The organism is Streptococcus sp. CCH5-D3, from assembly GCF_001556435.1.
GTDB lineage: Bacteria > Bacillota > Bacilli > Lactobacillales > Streptococcaceae > Streptococcus.
The window spans coordinates 144,858-168,902 of record NZ_LSIW01000037.1 but is presented as its reverse complement, the minus strand read 5'-3'; the positions used below and the strand labels follow the sequence as shown (position 1 = coordinate 168,902).

Below are 24,045 nucleotides of genomic sequence, written 5' to 3'. Positions count from 1 at the left end.
GCTTACCTGTTTGGGTTTGACCTTGTTTACCTGTTGTTTCAACTGGTGTCGCTGTCGGTGTAACTGGTGTTACTGTTGGGGTGTAAGTCGCAGAGGCTTTGGTTCCGTTCTTGTCTTCACGAACAACCGTTACAGCCGGTGCAGTTCCGACAAATGATTTCTCAGGAACAAATGTCACCGTACCGTCGGCTGCTACTGTGTAAGTACCAACTCCATCAACTGTCTTAGTCGTTGAACCATCATCAAATGTTGCTGGAACATCTTCATTGATAGCTACTGTTTTCTCAACACCATCAACGGTTACTGTTCCACCCTTGAATTCAGGTTTACCAGTTTGAGTAGCACCTTGGATATCTTCTGTTTCAGCTGGTGTTGCTGTCGGTGTTACCGGTACGATTTCAGGCGTGTAAGTTGTGTCCACCTTGATACCGTTTGAGCTTTCAGCTTGAACCTTGGCCGGTGTTACTACACCTGTGTATGATTTATCAGTCGGTGTGAAAGTGACTTGACCAGTAGCTGAATCGATAGAGTAAGTACCGATTTCAGTTGTACCATCAGCAGCATAAGCTGGTGTACTTGTCACTTCATTGCCATCATTATCCAAAAGGGTGTAGCTATTATCTTTGATCGTAATAGCTTTATCTTCACCATTCACTTGAACAGTTGTTCCTGCGAAGGTTGGTGTGCCTGTTTGAGTGGCACCTTGGATATCTTTAGATGTAGCTGGTTGAGCTGTTGGAACAGCCGCTACAACTGTTGGTGTGTAGGTTGCATCGGATGTAATTGTTGCAGTCTTACCGTTAGCATTTGTAATAGTAGCAGTTGCCTGAACAGTTACTCCTTTTGCAGTACCAACAAAGTCTTTTTCTGGCGTAAATGTTACTGCTCCAGTCGTTGGGTCGATAGTATAGCTACCTTCACCTGCTACTATCACTGTTGTTTCATCAGTTGGTTGACCAGTTGCGGGATCCACCAATTTCTTGCTTGTGATTTCAGCAGTCTTATCATTACTCAAATCAAAGGTTGGTGTTTGGGTTTGAGGAACGTTTTGAATATCCGCAGAAACCTTGTCTGTAGGAGTCACTGTAATTGGTGTTACTGTTGGTGTGTAAGTCGCTGAAGCTTTTGTTCCGTTCATGTCTTCACGAACGACTGTAACCGCTGGTGCTGTTCCTGTAAAACTTGGTTCTGGAACAAAGGTAACTGTTCCGTCCGCTGCTACTGTGTAGGTACCAACGCCATTTACTGTCTTAGTTGTTGAGCCATCATCAAAGGTTGCTGGAACGTCATCATTCATTGGCACACGGCTATCACCTGCAGTGAATTCAGGCTTACCTGTTTGAGTAGCACCTTGAATGTCTGTAGTTTCTGCCGGTGTTGCTGTTGGTGTTACAGGTGTTACTGTTGGTGTGTAGGTTGCTGAAGCTTTTGTTCCGTTCTTATCTTCGCGAACAACAGTTACAGCTGGTGCAGTTCCGACGAATGATTTTTCTGGTACAAATGTAACTGTTCCGTCTGCTGCTACTGTGTAAGTACCAACACCTTCTACTGTCTTAGTTGTTGAGCCATCATCGAAGGTTGCTGGAACAGCTTCATTGATTTCAACAGTCTTCTCAACACCATCAACTGTTACAGTTCCGCCCTTGAATTCAGGTTTACCTTTTTGAGTAGCACCTTGAATGTCAGTGGTTTCAGCTGGTGTTGCTGTTGGAGTTACTGGAACGATTTCTGGTGTGTAAGTTGTATCAACTTTAATACCGTTTGAACTTTCCGCTTGAACCTTGGCTGGAGTTACCGCACCAGTGTATGATTTATCAGTCGGTGTGAAGGTTACTTGGCCAGTTGCTGGGTCAATTGAGAAAATACCGATTTCAGTTGTACCATCTGCTGCATAAGCTGGTGTGCTTGAAACTTCGTTACCGTCATTATCCAAAAGCGTGTAGCTATTATCTTTGATCGTAATAGCTTTATCTTCACCATTTACTTGGACAGTAGTTCCTGCAAATGTTGGTGTTCCTGTTTGTGTTGCACCTTGAACATCTTTAGAAGTTGCAGGGCTTGCAGTTGGAACAGCAGCTACTACTGTTGGTGTGTAACTTGCATCTGAAGTGATGGTTGTTGTCTCGCCGTTGGCATTTGTAATCGTAGCAGTTGCCTGAACGGTCACACCTTTAGCAGTACCAACAAAGTCTTTTTCTGGAGTGAAAGTTACCGCCCCAGTTGTTGGATCGATTGTATAGCTACCTTCACCTGCTACATTCACTGTAGTTTCATCAGTAGGTTGACCTGTTGCTGGATCTACCAATTTTTTACTTGTAATTTTCGCAGTCTTGTCGTTACTCAAATCAAAGGTTGGTGTTTGTGTTTGAGGAACGTTTTGAACATCTGCAGAAACCTTATCTGTAGGAGTCACGGTGATTGGTGTGACAGTTGGTGTGTACTTAGCAGTTGCAGTCTTAAGAGCATTATCTGGCACTCTACCATCTTTGTCGCGACCAACAGGAGCCGTAAGAGAAACTGTTACACCCTTGGCAGTTCCAGTAAATCCTGGCTCTGGTACAAAGGTAACCTTACCAGTCAACTCGTCTAGATAGTAGATTCCTTCTCCTTCTACAGTCAAAACAGGATCATTGATGACATTTCCAGTCGTTGGATCGACAAACTTAGCCGGATAATCAAAATCAGGTGTGATTTTAACTTTATCACCATTACTGTTTGTTCCTTCAATAGCGAATTCTGGCGTACCAGTTTGACTAGCTCCTTGAACATCCGTAGATGTCTTGTCTTCCCCTTCAAGTTCCTTCGGAGTAACAGTTGGAATGTATAGACCATCCATGTTATCCAAGACTTCATTAATAGAAGGAAGTGCAACTTTGTCTTTTGAAAGCCAATCAGTTGTATAGCCGTTGTTATCCGTACGACGGATTGAAATACCATCTGCTGTTCCTACAAAGTTATCTTCAGGAATAAACTCAACATCAACATCTGTACCTTTGGCAGTGATCTTGTATTTTCCTTGACCCGCGACAGCATAATAACCATCTGCTCCTGGAGTAACAACTTGTTTCGTTTTGTTGTCAATCATAACCGGAGCAACGGATTCATCGATAACGGCATTTTCAGTACGGCTGTATTTAGACATACCTTGAGCCGTGAAGGCTACAGTGGCAGTTTGTTTAGCACCTTGAACGCCTGTTGTTTCCTTACGTTCCCCTTTTGGTGGGAAGGTAACCTGCGTCAAGAAGTCTTCCACCTCACCTGAAAGAGCCATACCAGTTGGGCTTTCAATTTCTTTAGCATTCTTGGCAATACGAACACGAACACCTAGTTCTTTCACACTTGGATCAACAAGAGCAGGAGCATTATTGAACTTCAGCTCAACATTACCATCTTTTGTAATTGTACCAAGTTCAGAGCGCTCATTATCATCAAATTTACCATTTTGGTTAAAGTCAACCCAAGCATAGAGATAGGCTTTATCAGCACCATCCGTATGAGCTTGAACTGTTAAGGTGTAATTACCAGGACGAGTTCGGTCCATCTTAATCATTTCATTTGTTGAACCCTTAAGGTCATCTGGTAAGATTTGATCAATCCCTTCATCGGCCGTAGTTGCGTTATCATCACCGAACCAGTCAAGAACAGTATTCTCATCCATATCAGGGCTGACGTTACCAAGGTATGGTTGATTTACTTTGGCACCAGTGACACCGTCTACAGTTGCAATGGTATGCATCGCCTTACCGTATGACTCAGGAGCGTCCCCTTCATCAATTGGGAAGAATCCTAGCATTGCTGACTGTTTACCACCTGAAGCGACATAAAGTCCAACTTCAGAGGCACCACGCGTCATCACAATTGGAACTGTTCTATTTCCTTCAGAAATGTTAGGTCCAAATATACCGGTTCCTAGACCACCCGTAACTTGGTCAGGATTTCCAAAATACTTCCAAGCTACTGGTTTCTTTTCTGGTCCAACTTCAGTAGATCTACGAAGTTGGTTTAAGTTGGTATTATTAAATTTAGGATTAGGTCCAAAAAGATTTTCAGTATCTTGTGGTTCATAAGTTACAGAAGTTTTTGGTCTGGTAAACTTTTTCCATTCTCCAATATGCTGCCAACCTTCTCCATTGGTAGTAAACATAACTAATTCACCTGGGTTAGCAGACTCCCCATCAGCCATAACAATAGCTGGCTTAACTGTCTTGCCACGGAAGGTTGCAGAGATTTCAAACTGAACTCCAATATTTCCACCATTCAAAGCTGAACTTATGGTAGTCTTCTTGGTTTTCGTATCAATATTCTCAAATCTGATTTCAGTCCAATTATTTTGGGCATCAGCGACGATTTTGGCTTCTTCACCATTGTTAAAAGCTTGCTTAGCAGCATTTGAAGTGACTCCACTTACATAACCATTTTTTGCATTTGGATCATAGGTTGCTTTTTCAGCTTCTGTAGCCCCTTGATTTTCCATCCGTTTCTTATAGATTTCAGTCGCTTGGAAAGGTTTCAAGGATTTGACTTTTACAGTAACTACATAACCAGGCATGATTTCCTTGGTATAGGTAGACCCAACTTGAAGAGCCAATTTTTCTTCTAAGTTCTCAGTTGGTTTAACTTCACTTTTAGGAACTAATACTGTAGTAGTTCCTGTCCAGTTAGCTACATCTCCAAAGTCCAACCATGAGATTTAGCTAGCCATAGATTTGGCATCAACATTTGTTGTAAAGCCAGGTTTTTCAACTTTTGGAGTTGAAGTTGCATCTTCAACATCATCCCCAATCAAGCTTTCGTCATTAGGGTCACCTATTGCACGACGTGAACGACGTCGACCAGAAGTTTCTGCTGTTACAACAGGTTGCACTACAGCAGACGCTTCGGCACCACTTGAAAGAGCATTCGTTGTAGAAGCTTCTGCTTGAACGTCCACACCTTGTACTTCAGATGCTGTTTCTGAAGCAGGTGTCTCAGATGATGCTGATGTAACAGAGGCTGTTGTCGAAACTCCCGTAGTATTGCCTACACTTGTAGAGCCAGCAACACTAGTGGTAGATGCTGCAGTAGTTGCTGACGTTGATGTAGCTGCTTGAGATGTTGTCTCACTAGAAGCTTGTGTTGTAGACGTTTCAGAGGTAGCTGCGCTAGCATTTGAAACAGTTTGAGACTGACTATTAGTCTCAGTACTAGATAAAATATTTGCGACTTCCGTTGAAGCTTGAGCAGCAACAGCATTCTGAGAAGATGTCTCATCACTCACTGTAGCAGTAGTGCTAGCTACATCTCCTGCTTGGACTTGGTTAGCTGTTTCATCGGCAGATACTTGACTAGCAGTACCAACCATAACCAGAGTTCCAAGAAGAACGGAGCAAACCCCTACATTCAGCTTACGAATCGAAAATCGACTTATACGATCATTAAATAAATCTTTACCCACTTTGGTAATCCTCCACACTTATACTATTAAGTATCTCACCCCTCAATGAGATTAAAAGTATTTAAAAATACTAATCGTTAAATATTTTAACAAAATTCCTAATATTTGTGAAAAGAAATGCTCTTATTTTCAATTTTTTTATAAGGTTCACTTAAAAATAATCATGTAAACAGTAGAATGATTATAGATATCACTATTTTTATAAACATTTCAATTAATAATTTTATAATTATTTACTTTTAGAATTGTCAGTAAAAAGAAACTTATGATTTCATTTTTTTCAAAAATCGATTTTCAGAATTAATAATTCATTAGAACTTTTAAATTAGTAAGTCATTATTGAAATAAAAATGGTTGGTTATCTACCCAGTCCTTCTAAAAAATATTGCTTATAACCATCTTAACTATAGTTTAGAAGCCTATTTAACGACATTTTTTTCCTTTTGTTTTCAAGAAAAGTAAAATTTCTTTGAAAAGATAATTTACCTCTTCTCTAAATACCTTCTAAGTCATATGACACTTAGAACTAAATCTGTTGTAAATACAAACCAAATCAGCCATCTTGCTTTAAACCATTTGGAATAAATATGATATTCTTCACTTGTTATTATTATCCAATTGATTTACCTACCTACGAAAAAAGCTCTATAATCTCTTCAATAGTTTAACCTACTAAATCGATTATAGAGCCAAAAAAAGAAGATCCAAAGATCTTCTTTCAATTTAAGTTCTACTTAAATTATTTTACTGTGCGGATACGCATAGTGTTTGTACCACCTGTACCTACTGGAACACCAGCAACGATAACAATGTTATCACCAGATTCTACAAGACCTGATTCCAATGCAACTTTTTCAGCAACATCAAACATATCATCAGTTGAGCTTGGTTTTTCAGTAACTACTGGAATAACACCCCAGTTAAGCATCAATGATTTTTGAGTAATTTCATCGAATGTTACAGCCAAGATATCAGCTTCTGGACGGTATTTAGAAATCAAACGAGCAGTGTTACCTGATTCAGTAAGAGCAACAACAAGTTTGATATCCATTGAGTTAGTAGCATCTTTAACTGCAGACGCAACTACTTCAGTCTTAGTTGAACGGTCAAATGTTGATGAATCAAGACGACCATACTCTTTAAGAAGAGTTTGAGCGTTTTTATCAATTGTAGCCATTGTACGAACTGATTCAACTGGGTATTTACCATTTGCAGATTCACCAGAAAGCATTGTAGCATCTGTACCATCGATAACTGCGTTGAATACGTCAGATACTTCAGAACGAGTTGCACGTGGTTTATCTGTCATTGTTTCAAGCATGTTAGTAGCTGTAACAACAACTTTACCAGCAGCGTTTACTTTTGTGATGATCATTTTTTGGTAAACTGGAACCATTTCGAATGGTACTTCGATACCCATGTCACCACGAGCGATCATGATACCGTCAGCAGCTTCGATGATTTCATCAATGTTATCGATACCTTGTTGGTTTTCGATTTTAGCCAACAATTGAACGTGACCGTTACCAGTTTCTTCACAGATAGCACGAACTTCTTGTACGTCTTTTGCAGTACGTACGAATGAGATAGCGATAAAGTTAAGACCTTGTTCAAGACCAAAACGGATATCAGCGTTATCACGTTCAGCAAGTGCTGGGAAAGGAATTTTAGTGTAAGGGATGTTTACACCTTTTTGTTTAGCGATGATACCATCATTTTCAACTTCAACGATGAATTCACGTTTTTCAGCATCTTTGTCTACAACACGAAGACCAAGTTTACCATCATCGATAAGAACTTGTTTACCAACTTCTACATCGTCAAAAACGTCAAGTGCACCTGCAACGTTCAAAGCGATAACGTCGCGAGTTGATTTGATACCTTGTTTAGTAGCAACACGAATTTGTTCACCAGTTTTGTATGCATACTCTTTAGCATCACCTTCGAACAATTCAGTACGGATTTCAGGTCCTTTTGTATCAAGAAGGAAACCTACTTTTTGACCAGCAAGGTCTTCTGCCATACGAACGACATCCATACGTTCACCTTGTTCAGCGTGGTCACCATGTGAGAAGTTGAAACGGAAAACGTTGGCACCTTCCTTGATCAATTGAGCAATGTTTTTAGCAGATGCTTCACGGTCAAGTTTTTCACCCCAGTAACCATCTTCACCAAATTTTTTGCCACCACGGATTTCAACCGCAGGACCAAGTGTTGCAACGATTTTTACGCGTTTATTCATGATAAATAAAAACTCCCTTATATTTTTTGTCGCCCTAGCGACGGATTAACAATAATTTAAATAACCAAGATTAGCTCAAGTTAGCCAATGAACGGTTAAGGTCTGCAAAGTCAAGACGAGCTTTGTGTGGATTGTTAACGATAATTTTACCGTCTTCAGTAAGACTGAACAAAGCGCCTTCTTCTGCTGTACCAAGGATTGGGCTTTCAACAAGCTCTTCATTGTGGATACCAACAGCTACACCACCAATACCTTGTTTAAGGAGGTCAACCGCATGAGCACCCATCCATGAAGCAAGAACACGGTCACGCGCAGTTGGTGAACCACCACGAACCACGTGTCCAATGTTTGTTGCACGAAGATCTGAAGTATCGCCAGCTTCTTTCATTTTCGCTGCAAATTCTTCAGCACCCATAACACCTTCAGCAAGTACGATTACGTGGTGAGTTTTAGCACCTGATTCGTAACCTTCTTTAACTTTACGGACAACTTCGTTGATGTCGTACTCTTCTTCAGGTACGATAATTTGGTCTGCACCAGAAGCAATACCAGCCCAAAGAGCGATATCACCAGCGTTACGTCCCATAACTTCAACGACAAAAGTACGTCCGTGACTGAAAGCAGTGTCTTGAATCTTATCGATAGCTTCTGTTGCAGTTGCAACAGCAGTATCAAAACCAATTGTGTAGTCTGTACCAACGATATCGTTATCGATAGTTCCTGGAAGACCAACAGCTGGGAAACCATGTTCAGTCAAACGCATAGCACCATGGTAAGAACCATCTCCACCAATAACTACTACACCTTCGATTCCATGTTTTTTAAGTTGCTCAATACCTTTAAGTTGACCCTCAAGTTGGGCAAACTCAGGGTAGCGAGCAGACTGAAGGAAAGTACCACCACGGCTTAGGATGTTGTCTACGCCTTTGGCATCAAGTTGGAAGATATCTCCTTCAACCATACCAGCGTATCCACGGTTAATGCCGAATACTTCAATTCCTTCAGAAATTGCTTTGAGAACAACTGCACGAGCGGCAGCGTTCATACCAGGGGCGTCTCCACCACTAGTCAAAACAGCAATACGTTTCATTATTCCTGATACTCCTTTTATATATTTAACATTTTCATTATAACACAAAGAATTCTAAATGGCTTTAAATTTGAAAAGATTTATTGTTTTTTTTTTATCGTAAAACCGTTTTCAACACATAAGGTGCTAATTCCTGATTAAGTTCCTCGTTCTTGGCTACTCTATATCTTTGACTAACGATGGTTTCCTTACTTCCTTGATAACGAATAATGACAGGGATGTTTCCAGGATACTTAGCTAAGATTTGAGAAACGTCTAAGTCCTTATCATGATTCTCAAGTAAAATCCAGAAACGCTCCGTACTAGCTTCCTCCATGTTGGACAAAATTAACTGAATGCGTCCATCACGCTCCTGGGTCCGTCCATCAAGATAGAAGAGACCACCTTCACTTAATTTGTCCTTATGATAGAAATAAGTTTCTGGGAATAAGGTAACATCAAGTTTATTGATCCCATCAGTCACGTTCAGAAAGGCCATCTGATCACCTTTTTTAGTTCTGATAATTCGAACGGACTCTAGCTGAACCAAAACCGTCGCCTTATTATTAACAGTCAAATCAGAAATTGGTTGATAGGGACGTGAGGCCATTTTTTGAGCTAGGTGTAGAGGATGAGGGCTAAGCCCAACTCCTAGTAACTCCTGTTCTAAATTATAACGATCCGTCTGGCTATAGTCTTCATAATCAACCCAAGAATAAGAGGACTCTGCAAACAAGCTTCCTAACTCATTGACAAAAGTAAAGAGGTTGCTTAAATTACCAATAATTTTCTGTCGATTTGGTTCAAAAATATCAAACAAACCAATCTGGATGAGAGGTGTCAAAATATCGACTTTCTGATATTTACTAGGAATACGTGTTAAAAAGTCTTCTATAGAAACGTATTTGCCATTTTGTTTGCGATCCTCAATAATCCAAAGGGCAAAATCTCTTGGTAAGCCTTTGATAGTCTTAAGACCTAATACGATCTTTCCATTTGAAATCTTGTCCAGATAGGGAATCCTATTAATATCGAGGCTAGCTAGGGAGAAGCCATTTTCAATTGCATCCTTAATGTAATCACTAGACGAATAATTCAACATAACGTCATAGAATATTTGTGGGTAGTGCGTTTTGAAATAGGCTAACTGAAAGGCTAGTGCTGAGTAAGCATAGGCATGACTTCTATTAAAGCCATAACCTGCAAACTTAGCCATCATACTAAAGAGGCGTTCAGCAATCTGTGGGTCACGTCCTAACTGACGACTTCCTTCCATGAACTCTTCGGACATCTTGGACATTTCATTGGCATCTTTTTTAGACATCGCTCGACGAAGCAAATCGGCTTTTCCGAGTGTAAAGCCCGCAAATACTTGGGCAATCTGCATAACCTGCTCCTGATAGAGCATGATGCCATAAGTAGGCTCAAGGATTGGTGCAACTACTGGATCAATGAGATCTACTTTTTCCTTACCGAATTTACGAGCAATGAAATTATCTGTATAATCGCTAGCTCCAGGACGGTTAAGAGAGGTTGTCGCTACCACTTCTTCGAACTTAGCAGGTTTAATTCGTTTAAGGAGGTTTATGGCACCCGCCTGCTCAAACTGAAATATTCCCTTAGTTTTACCCTTGGCAAAAAGAGCTAGGGTCTGTGGATCTTCCAAATCAATTGATTTGATATCTATAGCGACTCCCTGCTCTTCTTCAAGTTTCTCCTTTATTTTTTGAACAAAGGTCAAATTACGGAGACCCAAGAAATCCATCTTAAGCAAGCCGTTGGCTTCGACCGCGGAGGCATCGTACTGAGTAATCATCATATCCTCACCAGCTTTTAGAGGAATATGGTTGGTCAGGTCATCGTCACTCATCACTATACCAGCAGCATGGATTGAGGTCTGTCTTGGCTTACCTTCAATAGCCTTAGCAATCTCGAAAGCCCTCTGAAATTCTTGTCTTTGATTGATCAACTGTCTAAATGACATATTCTTCTCATAGACAGAGGTCAAGGTGTCACGAAAAGAAATCTTTTTACTAAGTTGCGACAGTTCAAATTCCTTGGCTCCGAAACGTTTAAAAACATCTCGGATAGCCTGTTTGGCCCCAAAAGTTGAAAAAGTAACAATCTGAGCAGAGTGCTTACTACCATAACGGTCCCTAACATAATGAAGAAACTCGCTTCGATAGATATCAGGCAAGTCGATATCTATATCAGGCATGCTATAACGTTCTTCATTTAGAAAACGCTCGAAAAGCAAGTCATTTTTAACGGGATCAATTCCAGTAATATCAAGGACATAAGCCACCAAGCTTCCTGCAGCAGACCCACGTCCCATTCCCATATAATAACCACGGCTACGCCCAAAGCGTAATAAGTCCCAGACAATCAAGAAATAATCATCAAAGCCCATCTGATGAATGATAGATAATTCTTTGTCTAAACGTTCCTGATAAACTGCTGCGCTTAATTTTTTAGTTTCTAATCCAGATTGGGCTAATTGACGTAATTGGTCAACTGCTGGCATATCACGATTAAAACGGGGAAGTTTCAAATCCGTATCAAATTGATAAGTAATGTCTGAAACAAGTTGCTCCAAATTGTTCAAAGCCTCTGGAATATCACTATATGCACTTTCCATTTCTTGAGGCGAGAAAAGAAGCTGATTCATAGGACAAATAGAGGCCTCTGACAAGGAAACGTTTTGTGAGATGGCGTGTAACATCTGAATCGTCGAGCGGTCTACATTCTCAAAATAACGCACTGTATGTAAAGGAATTACAGGATAATCAAACTCTTTGCCAGCATCCTCTGGCCTTACCCCAATAAAAAACTCTGAACCAAGAGTCATTCCTGGCTCCCAGTCTTCACTCGGAAGGATGAGGGCAATAGCATTCAGATAGTCCGAAAAAGCTGTAAACTCGCGTTGCCCTGAGGAGAGCTCTGTTGCCAACTTCATCAAATTTTTATAGCCCTGATTATTTTTTGCTAATAGACGAAAAGGAATTTTTCTCCCCTCGTAAAATAGATTAGCTTCCATACCAATCAAAGGACGTAAACCGTTTCTACTTGCAAGCTGGGCAAAATGATAAGCAGCATAGAGATTGTCACGATCCATCAAACCAAGGGCTTGATAGCCAAGCTTTTTGGCACGCTCAACGTAGGTGGTCAAATCTACAACACTATCCATGAAACTATAGACGGATTTTGTATCCAATTGTGCAAACATGAAGGCCTCCTTTCTATCTTTCTATTATAGCATACGCTCCTTGTAAAAACGCTTCTACCATGTTAACTGTTTCAAACAAAAAGAATGAGATAGAACAACACCTTAAACATTGTCCTTATCCCATTCTTTTAAGTCCTCATTATTATTTTACAAACACATCATTGTTTCTTATTGCCAATATGATGGACGTTGTTTTTCATAGGCAGCAATCAAATCTTCATATTGAAGAGTGATTCCAATATCGTCAAGCCCTTCAACCAATTTACGTTTCCACTCATGATCGATATCAAATGGAAACTCTCCTGCTGAAGATTTAATCACTTGGTTTGGAAGGTCAATCGTAATTTCCTCACCTGCAGGAAGAGCAGCCAATTTTTGACGTACTTCCAAGGGTTGAACGATTGGTAACATACCATTCTTCAATTCATTGTTATAGTGAATATCTGAAAATGATCCAGCAATAACACAACGGAAACCGTAATCTTCTAATGCCCATGCAGCGTGTTCACGAGATGACCCCGAACCAAAGTTATCACCAGTAACCAAAATGGTCGCATCGCGATACTCAGGTTTATTGAAGACGAAATCAGGATTTTCATCGTAATCATCATTAAGGTAACGCCATTCAAACATCAAATTCTTACCGAAACCTTTTTTATCAACAGCTTTCAAGAATTGTTTGGGAATGAGTTGGTCCGTATCGATGTTATCATTCATCAAAGGTACTGATTTCCCTGTATAGACGGTAAATTTTTCCATTATCTTCTCCCTTATGCTTGAACTTCTGGCATATCGCGGACATCTACAAATTTACCAGCGATTGCTGCAGCTGCTGCCATTGCTGGACTACAAAGGTGAGTACGAGCTCCATATCCTTGACGTCCCTCGAAGTTACGGTTACTTGTAGATGCACAGTGCACACCTTCTGGAACATGGTCTGGGTTCATACCAAGACACATTGAACAACCTGGATCGCGCCATTCAAATCCCGCATCCATGAAAATTTTATCCAAACCAAGACGTTCAGCTTCTTTCTTAACTGGACGCGAACCTGGAACAACAATAGCTGTCAATGTCGGTGCGATATGTTTTCCTTTAACAAATTTAGCAGCTAACTCAAGGTCGCTAAGACGTGCGTTAGTACAAGAACCAATGAAGACATAACCAAGATCAATATCTTTAGCATATTCACCAGGCTTAACGTCCATATACTCGTAGGCACGTTCATCATTAAAGTCCTTGATTTCTGGGAATGGTTGATCAAACTCAACACCCATTTCAGGGTTAGTTCCCCATGTAACCATAGGTGCCAATTCTGAAACATCAATAGTAATCACTTTATCATATTCAGCATCTGGATCTGAAACCAAAGTTTTCCAGTCGGCTACTGCTTCTTCGAATTTCTCACCCTTAGGTGCGCATGGACGCCCCTCAACATAATCATAAGTTTTTTGGTCTGGATTCATAAGACCCATCTTAGCACCAAATTCAATAGACATGTTACAGATGGTCATGCGTTCATCCATTGAAAGAGCATCGATAGCTTCACCACAATATTCAACTGCGTATCCTACACCAGCATCAACGCCATAGCGTGCAATAAGTGCAAGAATAAAGTCTTTTGAATAAACACCTGGCTGTGGTTTACCAACAAATTCAACCTTCATTTTCTTCGGTTTCACTTGCCACAAACATTGTGTCGCAAAGACATGTTCTACCTCAGATGTACCAATACCAAAGGCAATAGCACCAAAGGCACCATGAGTAGCCGTATGACTATCTCCACAAACGACAAATTTTCCTGGTTGACTACGACCTGTTTCAGGACCAACCATGTGGACAATCCCCTGACGAGCAGTACCGTGGGTAGCCGCATCAATACCAAATTCCTCAACGTTTTTCGCCAAAGTATCAATTTGGTTTTTAGAAATAAGGTCACGAATGTTAAAAATATCAACCGTAGGAACGTTGTGGTCTGTCGTACCAAAAGTTAAATCTGGGCGACGAACTTTACGTCCAGCATCACGAAGTCCTTGAAAGGCCTGTGGACTTGTAACCTCGTGAATATAATGCTGATCCACATACATCAATTGTGGTTCGCCCTCATTTCCAGTAACGACGTGGCGTTCCCAAAGTTTATCAAAAATTGATTTTCCGCTCATAAAATACTCCAATTATAATCTAAGGATTAGCTAATCCGAAAGTCTTGTTAGAATAAGGTATAAAAGAAAGACATCTATAACAATTCCTATAAGCCAGCAAAGCTTAAAGTACCATTTGTTAATTTTATGTCTAAAAAGTCTCCCACCTAGAAAGGCACCAATACCACCAAAGATCAGTGTCTGTAATAATAATGCCTTCTCAGAAATCCGTCTCTTATGTCGGATAGCCTTATGTTTATCAAGGCCATAAACGGATAAGACGACTAGATTCCACACCAACAAAAAACTTAGTAACACTAATTTCAGTGTCATGATTTTAGAGATTGCCAATAATAGCTGCTGTCATTTCAGCAGTCGAAGCCTGACCACCCAAATCACGTGTCAAGATGCCTTGATTCAAGGTCTTATCAACAGCATTTTCAATCAATTCTGCCCCTTCAGTTTCATTGAAACTTTCACGTAACATCATAGCTACTGACAAAATCATTGAAATTGGATTGGCAATACCTTGACCAGCGATGTCTGGTGCCGAACCGTGGATTGGTTCATAAAGACTTGGACCATTTTCAGAATGACTGGCAGATGGCATAACACCTAAAGTTCCTGGAAGGACACTTGATTCATCAGACAAGATATCACCAAAAAGGTTTTCTGTCACAACCACATCAAAACGAGCTGGGTTGGTAATCATAATCATTGCGGCACTATCAACGAGCTGGTGTTCAAGAGTTACATCTGGAAACTCCAAAGAAACTTCATCAGCAACCTTACGCCACAATTTAGAAGTTGCCAAAACATTTTGTTTATCAATGCTAGTGACCTTTTTGCCACGACCTTGAGCAATCTTGAAAGCACGTCGCATGATACGACGAATCTCATCTGCTGAATAATCATTGATATCGCGGGCCTTATCTTCTTCCAAAATGTGCTCACCAAAATAAATACCACCTGTGAGCTCACGAACAACGACGAAGTCTACGCCCTCAATACGCTCAGGTTTAAGAGGTGACAAGTGTTTCAAAGCATCAAAGATGCGGACAGGACGGATATTAGCAAAGAGATTCAACTCCTTACGAATGGCCAAAAGTCCTTGTTCAGGACGAACTGGCGCATTGTCATATTTAGGTCCACCAATTGCAGCCAAGAGGATAGCATCTGCTGATTTAGCAGCATCCAAAGTTGACTTAGGAAGTGGATGACCCTCGGCATCAATGCCAGCACCACCAAATGGTTTAGCATCGATGTCGTAATCAAATCCAATTTTTGAAGCTACTTTTTCAAGAACTTCAAGACCTGCTGCCATAATCTCAGGTCCAATTCCATCACCTGAAAGTGTTACAATTTTCTTTGTCATGTTTAACTCCTCATCGGCTTATGGAAGGTCACGATAAGAAACCTTACGTGCCATCTCACCAGCATTTTCTTTTTGAACCAATGTATTAGCATTGATATAGGCAATTGCTGATGCTTTCAAGACATCAAAGTCCAAACCAGATGCATTGAAAATAGTATCTGTATCTACATTTTCTACAGTTACAAGTACACGCGCTTGTGCATCAATACCATCAGTTACTGCGTCAATATTATAAGAAGTCAAGCGAACTGTTTGGTTGAAGAATTTGTCAATAGCATTGAAGATAGCTTCAACTGACCCTTGGCCATTTGCCAAAAATTCAACAGATTCACCATCTTCATTAGCCAAGCTTACTGTAGCAGTGATTGTTTCATCAGCATTAGTAGTCAAACGAAGATCTTCGAAGTGGAAACCTTCTGGATTATCTACACTTGTACCAGCAACAAGGGCACGAATATCTGCATCAGTAATATCATGTTTTTTCCCAGCCAAGACTTTAAATTTGGCAAAGAGTGGTTTGATATCTTCTTCCACAAAGTCAAGCTCAAGTTCTTTCAATTTTTCAACAAAGGCATGACGTCCTGACAATTTACCAAGAGGAAGACTGTTACTCTTCACACCTACCAATTCTGGTGTGAAAATTTCATAAGTTTGTGGGTTCTTAAGAACACCATCTTGGTGGATACCTGATTCATGAGAGAAGGCATTTCCACCAACAACAGCTTTATTTTTAGGAACAGGAATTCCAGAGAAGCGAGAAACAAGCTCTGAAGTATTCATTGTTTCATTAAGAACAATATCACTTGTTGCTTGGAAAAAGTCTTCACGAATTTTCAAAGCAACAGCTACTTCTTCAAGAGCAACATTACCCGCACGTTCACCGATACCATTAACAGTTCCCTGTACACGTCCAGCACCGTGTTTAATTGCTGTCAAAGTATTTGCAGTTGCCATACCGAGGTCATCGTGACAGTGAACACCAAAAACAACTTTATGGTCTGATTTAATATTTTCAGTCAAATGATCAAAAATACGTGCAAACTCTTCTGGAGTCGTAAATCCTACTGTATCTGGAATATTAATATATGATGCACCAGCATCAACCGCTGTTTGAACAACTTCAGTCAAGAAATCAAGCTCAGTACGAGTAGCATCCTCTGGTGAAAACTCAACAACATCGAAACGTTCACGCGCATAAGTCACATGCTCTTTTACAGCTTCAAGAATTTCTTCTTTTGATTTCTTCAATTTAAACTCACGGTGAATCGGACTTGTTGCGATAAAGACATGAATTTGTGGATACTTGGCATCTTTCAAAGCCTCATAACAAGCATCAATATCAGATTTTACTGAGCGAGCCAAGCCGGTAACAGAAGTTGTTGTCATAGCTTCTGCAATTTGTTTTACTGCCTCAAATGAATCTGGGCTAGCTGCAGGAAAACCTGCTTCGATTACAGAAATTCCCCATTTTTCAAGTTGCTTAGCAATGGCAACTTTTTCTTTGATTGAAAAGTTAACACCTGGTGTTTGTTCCCCATCACGAAGACTTGTATCAAAAAATTCAACTTTACGCATAGACAATCCTCTTTCTAAAAGTAAAAACGATAGTAGTAAAAAAACATCTCACTCGGAAACCCAAGCGAGATGTTTTTACCTCCCGCTTGGTAAGCCAAACAGGACTAATGCTTTTGCACTAGCCCTCATTACGCAATAGCAAAACAGTTGTAGTTGCGAATGTCATTTGACTCAATTCCTTTCGATGTATCTTGGTTAATATGATACATCTTTCCAACTTGAAAGTCAAGGAAAAATTACTGAATTGACTGACTTTTCTGACCACTTTTTACATTTCTTTTTCAAGAAAAGAAAAAAGCTGACCGAAGTCAACTTTTTATTTGTTAATGATAACTACTTATCTCAGCTTATTTTCCGAGGTAGTATTCGCTAACAACGTTCAATTTTTCGTCAAATTCGAATACCAATGGTGGGAAGTTTGGAATTTCAACATCCATGATTTCGTCATCTGACAATTGTTTGATGTGTTTTACAAGGGCACGGATTGAGTTACCGTGTGCACCTACGAATACGTTTTTACCATCTTTAAGAGCTGGAGCGATTTTATCTTCCCAGAATGGAAGGGCACGTTCCAAAGTAACTTTCAAGTTTTCAGCATCTGGAATTACTGAGTCATCAAGTGAAGCGTAACGACGGTCAGTGTGTGCTGAGTGCTCATCATCACGATCCATTGCTGGAGGCAATACATCGTATGAACGACGCCAGATGTGAACTTGCTCATCACCAAATTGCTCAGCAGCTTCTGCTTTGTTTTTACCAGTCAAACCACCGTAGTGACGTTCGTTCAAGCGCCATGATTTTTCAACTGGAACCCAAAGTTGGTCAGATGCTTCAAGAGCCAAGTTAGTTGTTTTGATCGCACGTTTCAATACTGATGTGTATGCTTGGTCAAATTCGATACCAGCTTCTTTGATCAATTTACCAGCGTCGATAGCTTGTTGAGTACCTTTTTCAGAAAGATCTACGTCAGCCCAACCTGTGAAAAGGTTAGCTTTGTTCCATTCAGACTCACCGTGGCGAGCGAAAACCAATTTTACCATTAGTTATGTCTCCTTTTTATTTTGGGTTAAACCCATTTACTGTATCTATTCTACCCAAAAAACCTTGAAAAAGCTAGCAAAATCCAAAAAATTCTGTAAAATTCTATTGCTTCTTGTCTTGGCAAAAAGAGACGATATCAGAATTTCGTTTTAGAGGCTTTAGCCCGTCCAATATTTCCTTGTTTTAGGCCCCTTTTCATGCTAAAATGAGATGAAATAGTAACATTTTACTTTGTGATCTTTAAGGAGGATCTTATGGTTTCTACTGCTACAAAAGTTGGTCAGTTTACATTTGATAACTGTCTTATGAATGCCGCTGGTGTTCATTGTATGACTAAGGAAGAATTGGCGGAGGTTGAGGCTTCAGCTGCAGGTTCATTTGTCACAAAAACAGGAACACTTGAGGCCCGTCCCGGTAATCCTGAACCACGTTATGTGAATGTACCTCTTGGGTCAATCAACTCAATGGGATTGCCAAATAACGGTTTCGAATACTACCTTGACTATGTCATTGAATTACAAAAGCAACCAAATACAAAAAATCATTTTCTTTCTCTCGTTGGTCTTTCACCTGAGGAAACACACACCATTCTTAAAAAAGTTCAAGAAAGTGACTATGAAGGGCTGGTTGAACTCAACCTTTCATGTCCTAACGTTCCGGGTAAACCTCAAATCGCTTACGATTTTGAAACAACAACCGAGATCCTAACTGAAGTCTTTTCTTACTTTACGAAACCTCTTGGTGTGAAATTACCACCATACTTTGATATTGTGCACTTTGATCAAGCTGCTGCCGTTTTCAACCAATTCCCACTTGTCTTTGTTAACTGTGTGAACTCAATTGGTAATGGCCTTTACATTGAAGATGAGTCTGTTGTCATCAAACCTAAGAATGGTTTTGGTGGTATAGGTGGTGACTACATCAAACCTACTGCCTTGGCAAACGTTCATGCTTTTTACCAACGTTTGAAACCTGAAATCCAAATTATTGGTACTGGTGGTGTAAAATCTGGTCGAGATGCTTTTGAACACATCCTTTGTGGTGCAAGTATGGTACAAGTTGGTACTGCCCTTCAAAAAGAAGGTGTCGCTATTTTTGACCGTATTACTAAAGAACTTAAAGAAATCATGGAAGAAAAAGGTTACGAAACTCTTGAAGACTTCCGAGGAAAACTTCACTACATTGACTAGTCTACAAAAAAAGTTTGGAAAATCTTCCAAACTTTTTTGTTATTTGATGAAGATTCTCTTATTAGACAAGACCATCATCATCGCGTTCATCCCAATCTTCAAAAGGGTCCTTGCCCTCTTTTTCAGCTTGAAGACGTTTCTGACGCGCTTCTTCAATTTGTTCTTCACTTGGCTTCATTAGTTTGCTAATAGCAACAATACCTGATAGTTTAATAACAGTAAAAACCAAAAGAAAAATCAATACCACTGTTATGGTTTTCATAGATTTCCTTAACTTATTTCGTATAAATCAAAACCCCTAAAATCTTAGGGGTTTTTACATTATTTAACTGCGTCTTTAAGAGCTTTACCAGCTTTAAATGCAGGAACTTTAGAAGCTGCGATTGAGATAGCTTCACCAGTTTGTGGGTTACGACCTTGACGAGCAGCGCGTTCGCGTACTTCAAAGTTACCGAAACCGATCAATTGTACTTTTTCACCTGCAGCAAGGAATTCTTCGATAGAAGCGAAAACTGCATCTACAGCTGCTGCTGAATCTTTTTTAGTAAGCTCAGTTGCTTCTGCAACTTTAGCGATCAAATCTTGTTTGTTAGCCATTGTAACAATCCTCCAATTTATTTCTAAGCGAATAGTTTTTTTAGCGCTTGAACAAGTATTATCTTATCCTAAAAGGCCTATGAGGTCAAGTAATAAACGCTAATTTAATCGCTTTTTTGCAAAAAGTAAAGGCTTTTTAATTTATTGTCTTATAGATGTCAAATTCGATACGGTCATTAACCAAATCTAGGCTTTGAGCACGTGCTGTTATCCCCTTCTCATTCTTCATAGACTGAATATTTAGGGTAACCTTTCCCTTCTTACTATCGATTGCGATGTAGTCAGGAAGGTTCGTTGAACGTTTAATCATCTTAAGGACATCCGAAACAGGCAGTTTCAAGGTTCCAGCTGAAAGCTCAGAAACATGCAGTACAATTGCTCCTGATTCACTAACAACCGGCGTAAAATAGACATATAGAGGAACAGGATGACCTAAAACCTTATAGCTACTTTCAAAAACAATTTTAGAATTGGTAACCTTGACCTTGAAACGCATCTTATCAGTCGAATAATCCTGGGCAAAGCCTGTAAGAGCAGCGTCAAGCTCATCCTTAGTCATACTATATTTTCCAATTTTAGTTGCTCCCTTGGGTAGGGATACAGAACTTGTCGTCTCCACTGGAGTCATGATTCTATATGTCACAACACTTACTAGGGCTAGATTTAAGGCCAAGAGTCCTAAAAATAGCCACTTCCATATCTTACTCACCTGACCACTCCTTCTTTGTTTGGTTAATACGTTTCAAAATGGCATCTGACATAATTTGATAACCTGTATTATTTGGATGAAAATGATCATCCTCAAAAAGAGCATCGTTCAGGCTATCTTGAGAAGATTTACTAGACTGAGAGGTATCATCAGAACTTGTAACACCGCCCTTACCATCAATTCCCTTATAAAGCAAATCATTTACAGGAACAAAATACACATTATCGTACTCTTTGCACACCTCTTCAGTAGACTGGTTCCAATTATCTACAATAGTTTGCATTTCTGTCATCTCTGGAAAATTAAGATAAAAAGGATTGTAAATACCAACAATATAAATTGGTAATGTTTTATTTTCCTTGCGAGCTAGCTCAATAATCTGTCCTAATCTCTTTTGATAGGCCTGAGCAGGCTTAGTGAAGGTAGATACATTAAGATTCGTAATATTATCCTTAATGACATGGATCACATCATTACCACCAACTGTTAGAGTCATCACTTTAGCCTTTTTGAGATCTCTTTGGATATCCTTCTTTTCTTGCATTCTTTTGAGAATTTGATTACTCGTATTCCCCGCAATACCGTAGTTACGAGAAGTCACTTGCCAGTCAAAATCTGACTCTAATGCCTGTGATAGCACAGGAACGAATCCTCCTTGATTACTACTATCACCTACCCCTTGAGTAAGGGAATCACCAATAGCAACATAGGTCACATTTTCATTTTTGATAGATTTAATCTTTTCTGCAATTTTTGATGACTGATGCGTACTAGGAACGATAAAAATGAAGAAGCCGACAAATAAGAGGAAAAGCAAGAAGAAGCCTACGAGGCTTCTAACTAATTCTGATTCTTTCCACTTATTCATAACGAACCATTACGGCAAAGGCGCCTTCACCAGTGTGCGTTTGAATGATGGAACCAGTCTCAAGGATTGAAATTGGAGCACCCAAAACCTCAAGTTTTTCAGCCAGTTCATGTGCTAAATCAGGTGTCCCTGCATAAGAAATACCAATCTCTGCCACTTTGCGGTCCTTATCCTTGATACCATTAATATAAGAATCTAACCATTTCGTGAAAGTCTTAGCTCCTCGCCCCTTAGCAACCGTATTCAACTGATAGTCTTTCAACTCCATGATGACACGGATATTGAGTAATGAGGACAGAAGACCTGTTACACGTCCAATACGACCACCTTTAACCAGATTCTCAAGGGTAGAAACACCAATATGAAGTTCAGATTTATTTTTCACTTCTTCAACATGGGCTACAATCTCATCAAGACTAGCTCCTGCTTCGGCTAATTTAGCTGCCTCAACAACTTGAAACTTGAGGCATTGATCCGTAAAGCCTGAATCGATGACAGTTACATCTGCTCCTGAAAGACTAGCTCCTTGACGTGAGGCTTCACATGTCCCAGAGAGTGTGTGCATAATGTGGATTGCCACAATTTGTTCTGCACCTTCTTTGACAAGATTTTCATATGTCTCAGCAAACAAACCTACAGGTGGTTGGCTTGTCTTTGGTAACTCTTTACTATGCTTCATCATTTCCAAGAAACGGCCTTCTTCTCGAAGGTCACTATCTGAATAGATGACACCGTCCACCATTACCGACAATGGGACAACAGTGATATTATATTTTTTAACCAATTCTGGTTCAATCGTGATTGACGAATCGGTTACAATTCTGATTTTACTCATAATTTTCTCGCTTAACACAAATTTTTATTCTATTATAGCATGACTGGAAAGTTTTTCCCAAGTCTTTTCCTAAAGAGAGTCATCCACCTTTAACAAAGCTCTTGCTTGGCTCAAGGCAGCCTCCGTCACGTTATCACCTGCTAACATCTTAGCGATTTCTTGCACCCTTTCCTCAGGTGTCAAAAGACGAACACGAGAGACAGTTGTCTCATTATCGCTTTCCTTAGAAATAAAGAACTGATAATCAGCAATAGCAATAACTTGCGGAAGGTGACTGATGGCCAAGACCTGACCATGACTCCCAATCTTATGAATCTTCTGAGCGATGGCTTGGGCAACACGTCCTGAAACGCCAGTGTCAACCTCATCAAAGACGATACTTGTTTTATCTTCTTTGCGGGCAAAGGCTGACTTAATCGCTAACATGAGTCGAGATAATTCGCCACCTGAAGCTACCTTAACAAGCGGTTTAAAGCCCTCACCTGGATTGGTTGAGATATAAAACTCAACCTGCTCATTGCCATCACGATTAAATTTCCCCTTAGTAAAGGTGACTTTAAAATCAGCCTTATCCATATAGAGGTCGCATAACTCGTTCTTAATCTCAGCTTCAAGAGCCGTAGCAATTTGATGGCGTGCTGTTTGTAGGGTCTCCGCAGACGCAAGCAGGTCCTTTTCAAGTTGCTTAAGCTCTTGTTCCATAGCATCTGACGAGCTAGAGTTTCCTGTCAGAAGATTGTATTCTTTACTTGAATTTTCCAGATAATCCAAGACGTCATCGACAGTCCCACCATATTTACGAGTAATGGCATTAATGGTATCTAAGCGGTGTTCAATCTCTTGCAAACGCCCAGCATCAAAGTCCAGATTATCCAAAAAATCACCTAGTTGCTTAGTGACATCTTCCAGAACATAATAGGCTTCTGATAGATTTCCAGAGAGTTCTTTGTAATCAGAGTCATACTCTTCAAGAGACTGGAGGTCATTCATGGCAGAACGAACATTTGAAAGGCTTGAAAAATCTTCATTATCCAGCATGACATAGGCATTTGTTAAGGTATCAGCAATCTGCTTATGATTAAGAAGCTTGTCTCGCTCCTGCATCAAAGCCAAATCTTCTCCTGATTTTAGAGAGACTGCTTCAATTTCTGCAATCTGAAAAGCTAGCATTTCAATTCGAGCCTTATGCTCCTGCTCATTTTTCTGCTTTTCAAGAACAGCTTTTCTTAACTCACGATAGCGGTCAAAATACTCCTGGTACTCTTTCTTAGTCTGGAAAAATTCCTTGTCACCAAAGGCATCAAGCATGGTAATATGGAGAGCAGGTTTCATAAGCTCTTCCTGGTCATGTTGTCCATGGATATCTACCAAGAAGTGCCCAACAGCCTTAAGCGTCGTTAAATTGACCATCTGCCCGTTGATACGACTAACACTTCTACCATTTTGGAAGATTTCACGACGGATAATCAATTCATCCTCAACAGGAATCCCATTATCTTCCAAGATACTAACCAAGGCAGGATTTTGTTCGATTGAAAAGAAGCCCTGAATTTCAGCCTTAGATGCTGAATGACGGACGACCTCACTAGAAGCCCTAGCACCCAACATAAGATTCATAGCATCTATAATAATGGACTTACCAGCACCTGTTTCACCAGTAAGGACGGTCATACCATTCTCAAAGTTTAGAGAAATTTCTTCAATAATTGCGAAATTCTTTATCGTAATTTCGAGAAGCATAGG

At 40.0% G+C, this 24,045-nt stretch carries 16 protein-coding genes and 1 pseudogene; 1 reads left to right on the top strand and 16 read right to left on the bottom strand.

What is annotated here, in order from left to right; all coding sequences use genetic code 11:
* The 10 genes and pseudogenes from AX662_RS02155 to AX662_RS02110 all read right to left on the bottom strand — a co-directional run.
* Positions 1 to 5,434, bottom strand: a pseudogene (locus tag AX662_RS02155) (CshA/CshB family fibrillar adhesin-related protein); the annotation flags it as partial.
* 739 nt (positions 5,435 to 6,173) lie between these two features.
* The gene (pyk, locus tag AX662_RS02150; protein ID WP_060971497.1) at positions 6,174 to 7,676 is read right to left on the bottom strand and encodes a pyruvate kinase; all 1,503 of its coding nucleotides are present in this window, start codon (positions 7,674 to 7,676) and stop codon (positions 6,174 to 6,176) included.
* A 70-nt stretch (positions 7,677 to 7,746) separates the two neighbouring features.
* Complete coding sequence (gene pfkA, locus AX662_RS02145; protein WP_060971496.1) at positions 7,747 to 8,766, bottom strand: 6-phosphofructokinase; 1,020 nt, start codon at positions 8,764 to 8,766, stop codon at positions 7,747 to 7,749.
* Between the two features lie 94 nt (positions 8,767 to 8,860).
* Positions 8,861 to 11,971, bottom strand: coding sequence for a DNA polymerase III subunit alpha (locus AX662_RS02140; RefSeq protein WP_060971495.1), 3,111 nt, complete (start codon positions 11,969 to 11,971; stop codon positions 8,861 to 8,863).
* A gap of 168 nt (positions 11,972 to 12,139) precedes the next feature.
* Positions 12,140 to 12,730 (bottom strand): 3-isopropylmalate dehydratase small subunit, encoded by a 591-nt coding sequence (leuD, locus tag AX662_RS02135; RefSeq protein ID WP_002890790.1) that lies wholly within the window; start codon positions 12,728 to 12,730, stop codon positions 12,140 to 12,142.
* Between the two features lie 11 nt (positions 12,731 to 12,741).
* Positions 12,742 to 14,133 carry a 3-isopropylmalate dehydratase large subunit gene (gene leuC / locus AX662_RS02130; RefSeq protein WP_048674602.1) on the bottom strand — a complete coding sequence of 464 codons (1,392 nt, stop codon included), beginning with the start codon at positions 14,131 to 14,133 and terminating at the stop codon, positions 12,742 to 12,744.
* A 30-nt stretch (positions 14,134 to 14,163) separates the two neighbouring features.
* Positions 14,164 to 14,445 carry a DUF1294 domain-containing protein gene (locus AX662_RS02125; RefSeq protein WP_060971494.1) on the bottom strand — a complete coding sequence of 94 codons (282 nt, stop codon included), beginning with the start codon at positions 14,443 to 14,445 and terminating at the stop codon, positions 14,164 to 14,166.
* A gap of 4 nt (positions 14,446 to 14,449) precedes the next feature.
* Positions 14,450 to 15,487, bottom strand: a complete 1,038-nt coding sequence (gene leuB / locus AX662_RS02120; protein WP_002890787.1) for a 3-isopropylmalate dehydrogenase — start codon at positions 15,485 to 15,487, stop codon at positions 14,450 to 14,452.
* 18 nt (positions 15,488 to 15,505) lie between these two features.
* Complete coding sequence (locus tag AX662_RS02115) at positions 15,506 to 17,062, bottom strand: 2-isopropylmalate synthase (protein ID WP_060971493.1); 1,557 nt, start codon at positions 17,060 to 17,062, stop codon at positions 15,506 to 15,508.
* A gap of 347 nt (positions 17,063 to 17,409) precedes the next feature.
* Entirely contained in the window at positions 17,410 to 18,102 is a 693-nt protein-coding gene (locus tag AX662_RS02110; RefSeq protein ID WP_000240128.1) for a phosphoglycerate mutase, read from the bottom strand.
* Positions 18,103 to 18,357: 255 nt separating this feature from the next.
* Here AX662_RS02110 and AX662_RS02105 point away from each other — a divergent pair, with 255 nt between their 5' ends.
* On the top strand, positions 18,358 to 19,293 hold the full coding sequence (locus AX662_RS02105; RefSeq protein ID WP_060971492.1) for a dihydroorotate oxidase: 936 nt from the start codon (positions 18,358 to 18,360) through the stop codon (positions 19,291 to 19,293).
* Positions 19,294 to 19,354: 61 nt separating this feature from the next.
* On the opposite strand, the gene AX662_RS02100 is transcribed toward AX662_RS02105, so the two are convergent.
* The 6 genes from AX662_RS02100 to recN all read right to left on the bottom strand — a co-directional run bounded on the left by AX662_RS02100 (position 19,355) and on the right by recN (position 24,042).
* Positions 19,355 to 19,555: a hypothetical protein gene (locus AX662_RS02100; RefSeq protein ID WP_002890779.1), complete on the bottom strand. Its 201-nt coding sequence runs from the start codon at positions 19,553 to 19,555 to the stop codon at positions 19,355 to 19,357.
* A 59-nt stretch (positions 19,556 to 19,614) separates the two neighbouring features.
* On the bottom strand, positions 19,615 to 19,890 hold the full coding sequence (locus tag AX662_RS02095) for an HU family DNA-binding protein (RefSeq protein WP_002884048.1): 276 nt from the start codon (positions 19,888 to 19,890) through the stop codon (positions 19,615 to 19,617).
* Positions 19,891 to 20,026: 136 nt separating this feature from the next.
* Entirely contained in the window at positions 20,027 to 20,599 is a 573-nt protein-coding gene (locus tag AX662_RS02090; protein ID WP_037598856.1) for a YpmS family protein, read from the bottom strand.
* Entirely contained in the window at positions 20,592 to 21,467 is an 876-nt protein-coding gene (locus AX662_RS02085; protein WP_060971491.1) for an SGNH/GDSL hydrolase family protein, read from the bottom strand. Before AX662_RS02085 ends, AX662_RS02090 begins: the two co-directional genes overlap by 8 nt.
* The gene (locus AX662_RS02080) at positions 21,460 to 22,302 is read right to left on the bottom strand and encodes a DegV family protein (RefSeq protein WP_060971490.1); all 843 of its coding nucleotides are present in this window, start codon (positions 22,300 to 22,302) and stop codon (positions 21,460 to 21,462) included. Before AX662_RS02080 ends, AX662_RS02085 begins: the two co-directional genes overlap by 8 nt.
* Positions 22,303 to 22,371: 69 nt before the next feature.
* Positions 22,372 to 24,042 carry a DNA repair protein RecN gene (gene recN / locus AX662_RS02075; RefSeq protein ID WP_037601101.1) on the bottom strand — a complete coding sequence of 557 codons (1,671 nt, stop codon included), beginning with the start codon at positions 24,040 to 24,042 and terminating at the stop codon, positions 22,372 to 22,374.
* Positions 24,043 to 24,045: the final 3 nt, after the last annotated feature.